Here is a 6474-nt window from a genome sequence, read left to right on the forward strand (position 1 = left end):
GGAGGCTTAAGTGCCAGTTGATGTTTGGTTGTACTTTATTTTAGGATTCATGATAATCGGTTCGATTGCAAGTCTGGAAATAAAGAACATTCTCTCTTCGATCATCACGATTGGTGTGGTCGGACTGGGTTTGTCCTTGGCATTCCTCTTCTTAGGAGCACCGGACCTTGCACTCGTTCAGTTCGTGTTCGAAATTCTTTGTGTTATAATCTTGATCCGGGCTTTTGCAAAACGTTCGATCGAGGTTCGTGCACTGAAAAGAGATGTGCCGGAAACGATCATTGCAATAGTTATCCTGATCAGCATTTTCGTCTTGAGCATATTTGCTTTTAAAGATCTGCCTTCCTTTGGCAAACCCATCGTGCGTGTTGCTGAACGATACCTGGCTCGAGCAGGTGTGGAAACCGGTTCTCAGAATATCGTCACCTCCGTTATTCTAAACTACAGAATATATGATACCCTCGGTGAAGTCACCGTGCTTTTCACAGCGATTTTAGGTGCCTTTACCATATTGCGCAAACAAGGGAGGAAGAAAAGACATGCAGAATAGTTTTCCCAAAGAAGGAATGTCTGTAATTGTTAAGACAATTACACGTTTCACTGTCTGGTTGATCTTCTTATACGGTTTGTACATCGTTATTCATGGTCACCTTTCACCCGGTGGTGGTTTTGCAGGTGGAGTGATTATAGCGCTTTCTTATGTCCACCTGACCCTTGCATACGGAAAGAATTTCGTGTTGGAACGCGTTAATAAATTTGCGATGCATAGTCTCGAAGCAATTGCCGCAATCCTTTTTGTGCTGACCGGTATTGCCGGTTTGTATATATTAGGAAGTTTCCTCGCAAATTTCATGGGCATTGGCAAGCTTTATACTCTCATAAGTGCTGGATACATTCCGATGCTGAATATCTTCATTTGTGTGAAGGTAGGTATGGGTCTGTATCTCGTGTTCTATTACCTTGCAAGTTTCAAACCCAAGGAAGGATAAGACAATGATATTATATATAATGTGCTTTTTCCTCTTTTTGGTCGGTATATACGGTGCGATCACAAAGAGAGATCTGATTAAAATAATACTTGCAATCGGTATCATGGGTTATTCCGTGAATCTTTTCCTCGTGCTACTTGCATACAGGACAGGAGCTCTTGTTCCCATCCTAAAAGAAGGACTCAACATTCCTGCAAGCATGATGGTCGATCCTATTCCTCAAGCGCTTGTTCTAACCTCGATCGTGATCGAGCTTGGTATTACAGCTCTTATGGCTGCCCTTGCGATCAGGATCTATCAAAAATATGATACCTTTGATATTACGAAGATCAGGAGATTACAAGGATGATATTATCACAGTTTATTTTCGTTCCACTCCTTGCTGCGTTTCTGATTGTTCTTTTTGCTCGTAGAAAAGAAAATATTGCTGCTGTCTTTACTCTTGCTGCCACTGCGTGGATATTGATTGTTGCCTTTGTTGCGTTCTTCAAGCTTCCTGCTAACGGAGGTATGATCCTCAATAATACAAGCGGCTGGAAGATACCTTTTACTATTGCTTTGATCCTGGATAATCTTTCTGCATTTATGCTTATCGTTGTGAATCTTGTTGCATTTCTCTCTGCTTTTTATGCGATCCAGTACATCAATCACTTTAACGGGAAATGGAATTTCTTTGCACTCTTTATGCTCATGGTAACAGGCATGAATGGTGTGATCCTCAGCGGAGACTTCTTCAATCTCTATGTATTTATGGAAATCTCACTCTACTCTGCATATGCCCTTGTTGCATTTGGAACAGAGTCTGAGGAATTGGAAGCAGCATTCAAATATGCCACCATGGGCGCGATCACCTCGACAATGATTCTCTTTGGTATCGGCATATTATATAGCTATACCTCTACGTTGACCATGGCTGATGTTGGTCTCCACTTAAGAAGTGTAGGGACTCCGAAGCTCATCTTCCTCGTATACGGATTATTTATTGCTGGTTTTGGTTTAAAGACAGCGCTTGTACCGTTCCATGCATGGCTGCCTGATGCTCATCCATCAGCTCCTGCCCCTATCTCTGCGATGCTTTCCGGCGTGTTGATAAAAACTCTGGGTGTCTATGCAATCGTACGAATATTTTTCAATGTATTTGGTGCACCAACCGTTGTGCTTCAGATACTGATGTTACTGGGTGTTCTATCAATAGTTATAGGAGGATTCCTCTCTGTTGTGCAATGGGATTTTAAACGATTGCTTGGATTCAGCAGTATCAGTCAGATTGGTTATGTTATAATTGGTTTTGCATTGGGAACTCCTCTTGGAATACTCGGCGGTGTGCTACATTTATTCTATCATGCAATCTTCAAATCCTTGCTCTTTTTGGATAGTGGTTCGGTCGAATATGCAACAGGTACCCGAGATCTCAGACAGCTTGGTGGGTTGTCAAAAGAGATGAAAGTCACGTCATCAACAACAATGATCGGCACGCTTTCAATCTCAGGAATTCCTCCATTTAATGGATTCTTCAGCAAACTGATAATCATCATTGCATGTATCGCAGCAGGTCAGGTCATTATTGGTATTATTGCCGCTTTAGTGAGTATTGTAACTCTTGCTTATTTCCTAAAAGTGCAGAAGCATGCATTCTATGGCAAGAAGGGTTCTGCAAAGGTTCTGGAAAAAGTTCCTTTTGCTATGAAAACTGCGATGATCATCCTCGCTGCCCTGTGCCTTATCAGCTCTGCTGTTATGATCCCTTCGATAAGAAAAAATTATCTCAATCCCATAGTGGATACCGTTATGGGAAAGACTTCATATATCGACAAAGTCGAGCCCTATCTTGATAATGGGAGTGTCAAATGAAGGTAGAAACAAAAAGCAGGATCGTTGTCTTTATTCTTTCGATTTTAGTTTGGATATTGATAACAATGGTCTTCAGTATTCCATCCCTGGTTGTGGGTATAGTAATGGCATTGCTTACCGCGATATTTGCCGGTGAGATGCTCATCATTACTGAACGAAAATTTCGTTTGAAAAGAGTTTGGTATACACTTGAATACCTGGTGAAATTCTTTTGGGAGTTGATCAAGGCAAATTTCCACGTTGCATACATTGTTATTCATCCTCTTCTTCCGATTAAGCCAGGTATTGTAAAGGTGAAAACAAAGTTAAAAAGAGACTCTGCACTCACCATGCTTGCCAACTCGATTACCTTAACTCCCGGAACACTAACGGTAGATATCGATGTTGATGATCAGGTTCTGTATGTTCATTGGATCGATGTCAAATCTACCGATATAGAGCAGACGACAAAAGATGTGGGTGGTCGTTTTGAAAAACTACTCGAGGAGATATTTGAATGAGAGTTTTTAGATGGTTTATCGGTTTACTTATAATAGGTGCATTCTTTGTTATAAATTTTGTAGTATTTCCAGAGATTCCCTTTAACTATAAGCTGATCAATGTACTTCTTTTCTGTTCGCTGTTCATACTAATCCGTGTGGTGAAAGGACCGTCGGTGGCAGACCGTATCGTAGCGATTGATATTCTGGGTATTTTGATCATTGGAATCTGTGCGATCCTGGCAATTGCCCTTGAGCGTTCATATTTTATAGACATCGGTATTGCATGGGGTCTTCAAAGCTTTATTGGAGCCATGGCTCTTGCAAAGTTCTTAGAAGGGAGGTCCCTCGATGCATGATCTTGCAATCAATCAGATAATTGGTTATATTATTATTTGCGGTGGTATTTTGTTCGATCTTTTTGGGGTACTGGGTCTGGTTCGTCTTCCTGATGTGTATAACAGGCTTCAGGCTGCAACGAAAAGCGTTACCTTCGGCTCTGCTGGAATTCTTATTGGTGTATTGGTATATTCAGGATTTACTGCAATGGGATTTAAAGCGCTTCTCTGTGCAATCTTTATACTTCTTACATCGCCTGTTTCTGCCCATGCTATTGCCAAAGCAGCTCATAAAGCAGGGATCAAAATGACTGATAAGACAATCATCGACCTGTATCGTCAGGATAAAGACAAGAATGAGGAACAGAAATGATTATTCCAAAACTTCGAGAATTAGGCGAAGCAATCGTCTCACTTTTTTCTAAACCAATCACAAGCAAATATCCTTTTACAAAAAAACCCTATGAACCCGTTAAGCAGTTCAAAGGTAATCCAATATATAATGAAGATGAATGCGTTGGATGCGGAGCTTGCGCCCAGGTATGCCCTGCCGGTGCAATCAAAATGATCGACGAACCTGAAGAAGGCAAACGCATTATGCAGGTGAGTTATACGAATTGTATTCGATGTGGGCAATGTGAAGAACACTGTATTACTAAAAAGGGAATAAAGCTCTCTAATGAATATATAACAGCTACTTTCAGTCCTGCGTGGGAAGCCGATATGATGAGTATTGAGAAGAAACTCATTGTCTGCCCGATCTGTGGAACAAAAATCGCAACTGAAGATCACATGAACTGGCTTATTGAAAAGATGGGTCCAAAAGCGTATGGAAATCCAAATCTTCTTGCTTTCATTCAACTTCGCTATCAGGATCTTCCGGAAGCGCACATAAAGAAAGATAAAATCAGAAGAGAAGATTATTATAAGTTAATGTGTCCACGCTGTAGGCACCAGGTTGTTGTCGAAGATGCTTTCTGATGAGTTGAAAAATCTATTTTCTTCAATCAAAAATAAAAATACCCTTTGCGTAGGGCTGGGAAATTATCAACGCGGCGATGATGCTGTGGGACTCTATATTGTCGACAATCTGCAGAAGAAATGTAAAAAAAAAAACTTACATATCTGATCGCAGAAACAACTCCTGAGAATTATTTGAATATCCTTACATCAACTGGTCTCGATACAATTATCTTTTTCGATGCATGCAGATTCTCCCAAAGAGAAGGTGATGTGAAGATATTAGATGAAGAAGAGATCAGTACATTTGCTACATCAACTCATACAAGCTCACATGGATTGATAATATCATATATACATAAATTTTCAAAAGCAGTGATTTATGTTATCGGAATCTGTATTGTAAAATCTTCACACTCTCAAAATATGTCAGAGAATGTAAAAAAAAGTGCCGATGAACTTATAGGTTTAATACAACATGCAGTATGCTGAGATAATCCTAACCGGCATTGTTCAGGGCGTTGGATTCCGTCCTTTCGTAAAAAGGACAGCATTGAAGCACAATATTAAAGGATTTGTTGAAAACAGGGAATTCGGAGTGAAGATCATATCTCAGGCTTCAAAAAATACGATACAAAAATTTCTTGATGACCTATTGAACGCTGCTCCGGACGTTTCTACGATACTTACCCATTCGATAACATTTGGTGAAACCGAAGATGTATTTAACACATTTGATATTTCTCCCAGCAAGAAAAAGGGTGAGGTATCAGCACTTATTCCACCGGATATTGCAACATGCGAGGTTTGCGCGCAGGAGATTCTTGATAAGAATGACAGGCATTATCAGTACCCATTTACTAATTGCACGAATTGCGGTCCACGATTTTCGATCATACAAGCCATTCCTTATGATAGAAAAAACACAACCATGAAGAAATTCGTTATGTGTGATCACTGCAACAGGGAGTATACAACCGTTACAGATAGACGTTTTCACGCACAGCCCAATGCCTGTCCAAAATGCGGTCCCGAGCTTAGACTGATAGAGATCATCGATGATGAACAAACAATCATTGCTCAAAGAGAGCAGGCACTGGATAAAACAATATCGTTATTACAATCGGGCGAAATCGTTGCAATAAAAGGAATTGGAGGTTATCACCTTGTTTGCACTACTTTACAGCAAGAGACAGTTGATAAGTTGAGAAAGCGCAAGTACAGACCAAATAAACCATTTGCACTCATGGCACGGGATATCGAGACGGTTAAAGAATACTGTATGGTAAGCGAAGCCGAAGAACGAATGCTGACCGGTCAACAGAAACCGATCGTGTTACTCAAGAAAAAAAATGAACAGCTTGAACATGTTGCTCCCGGTGTGAAGGATCAGGGTTTTATGCTTCCGTACACACCTCTTCATTATCTTCTTTTTAAGCATTTTCGAATCCTTATCTTTACAAGCGGGAACATTTCAGAAGAAGCGCTGGAAAACAAAGACGATAGTGCATATGAGAGACTTTTTCATATAACACCTTATTACCTTTCATACAATAGAGAAATATTCAACAGGATCGATGACTCGATCGTAACCTTTGCACATGATCAGAATATATTGATACGAAAAGCTCGTGGATTTATACCAAAACCGATCAATATAGAAAAGAGATTCGGCAAACCGCAGATATTTGCTGCAGGTGCTGATATGAAGGGTTCGTTTGGGCTAACAAAAGAGAATATATTTCTTGGCAGCCAGTACTTAGGTGATCTTGAATTCTCTTCAAATCATACTTTTTACAAAGAATCTCTTCAATATTTTAAATCGATTTTTGAGATGAATCCACAGGTTGTTGTTGC

General features: G+C 40.2%; 10 protein-coding genes. All 10 read left to right on the forward strand.

Going from position 1 to position 6474, the window contains the following annotated elements; translation table 11 throughout:
• Positions 1–10 precede the first annotated feature (10 nt).
• Positions 11–550 carry a DUF4040 domain-containing protein gene (locus tag JW794_05775; GenBank protein ID MBN2017618.1) on the forward strand — a complete coding sequence of 180 codons (540 nt, stop codon included), beginning with the start codon at positions 11–13 and terminating at the stop codon, positions 548–550.
• Positions 540–989 (forward strand): hypothetical protein, encoded by a 450-nt coding sequence (locus JW794_05780; GenBank protein MBN2017619.1) that lies wholly within the window; start codon positions 540–542, stop codon positions 987–989. Before JW794_05775 ends, JW794_05780 begins: the two co-directional genes overlap by 11 nt.
• A 4-nt stretch (positions 990–993) precedes the next feature.
• Positions 994–1338, forward strand: coding sequence for an NADH-quinone oxidoreductase subunit K (locus JW794_05785; GenBank protein MBN2017620.1), 345 nt, complete (start codon positions 994–996; stop codon positions 1336–1338).
• Positions 1335–2840 carry an NADH/ubiquinone/plastoquinone (complex I) gene (locus tag JW794_05790; GenBank protein ID MBN2017621.1) on the forward strand — a complete coding sequence of 502 codons (1506 nt, stop codon included), beginning with the start codon at positions 1335–1337 and terminating at the stop codon, positions 2838–2840. The genes JW794_05785 and JW794_05790 overlap by 4 nt, the downstream gene beginning before the upstream one ends.
• Positions 2837–3340, forward strand: coding sequence for a Na+/H+ antiporter subunit E (locus JW794_05795; GenBank protein MBN2017622.1), 504 nt, complete (start codon positions 2837–2839; stop codon positions 3338–3340). Before JW794_05790 ends, JW794_05795 begins: the two co-directional genes overlap by 4 nt.
• The gene (locus JW794_05800; protein ID MBN2017623.1) at positions 3337–3678 is read left to right on the forward strand and encodes a multiple resistance and pH regulation protein F; all 342 of its coding nucleotides are present in this window, start codon (positions 3337–3339) and stop codon (positions 3676–3678) included. The genes JW794_05795 and JW794_05800 overlap by 4 nt, the downstream gene beginning before the upstream one ends.
• A complete protein-coding gene (locus JW794_05805) occupies positions 3671–4030 on the forward strand; it encodes a Na+/H+ antiporter subunit G (GenBank protein ID MBN2017624.1) in 360 nt (119 codons plus the stop codon). Before JW794_05800 ends, JW794_05805 begins: the two co-directional genes overlap by 8 nt.
• Positions 4027–4638: a 4Fe-4S binding protein gene (locus tag JW794_05810; GenBank protein ID MBN2017625.1), complete on the forward strand. Its 612-nt coding sequence runs from the start codon at positions 4027–4029 to the stop codon at positions 4636–4638. The genes JW794_05805 and JW794_05810 overlap by 4 nt, the downstream gene beginning before the upstream one ends.
• A gap of 147 nt (positions 4639–4785) precedes the next feature.
• Positions 4786–5109 carry a hydrogenase maturation protease gene (locus tag JW794_05815; GenBank protein ID MBN2017626.1) on the forward strand — a complete coding sequence of 108 codons (324 nt, stop codon included), beginning with the start codon at positions 4786–4788 and terminating at the stop codon, positions 5107–5109.
• On the forward strand, positions 5096–6474 hold a 1379-nt coding region (gene hypF / locus JW794_05820), incomplete at its 3' end, for a carbamoyltransferase HypF (protein ID MBN2017627.1). The genes JW794_05815 and hypF, both read left to right, overlap by 14 nt.

The organism is Candidatus Cloacimonadota bacterium (assembly GCA_016932035.1).
In the GTDB taxonomy this organism is placed as follows: Bacteria; Cloacimonadota; Cloacimonadia; order JGIOTU-2; family JGIOTU-2; genus Celaenobacter.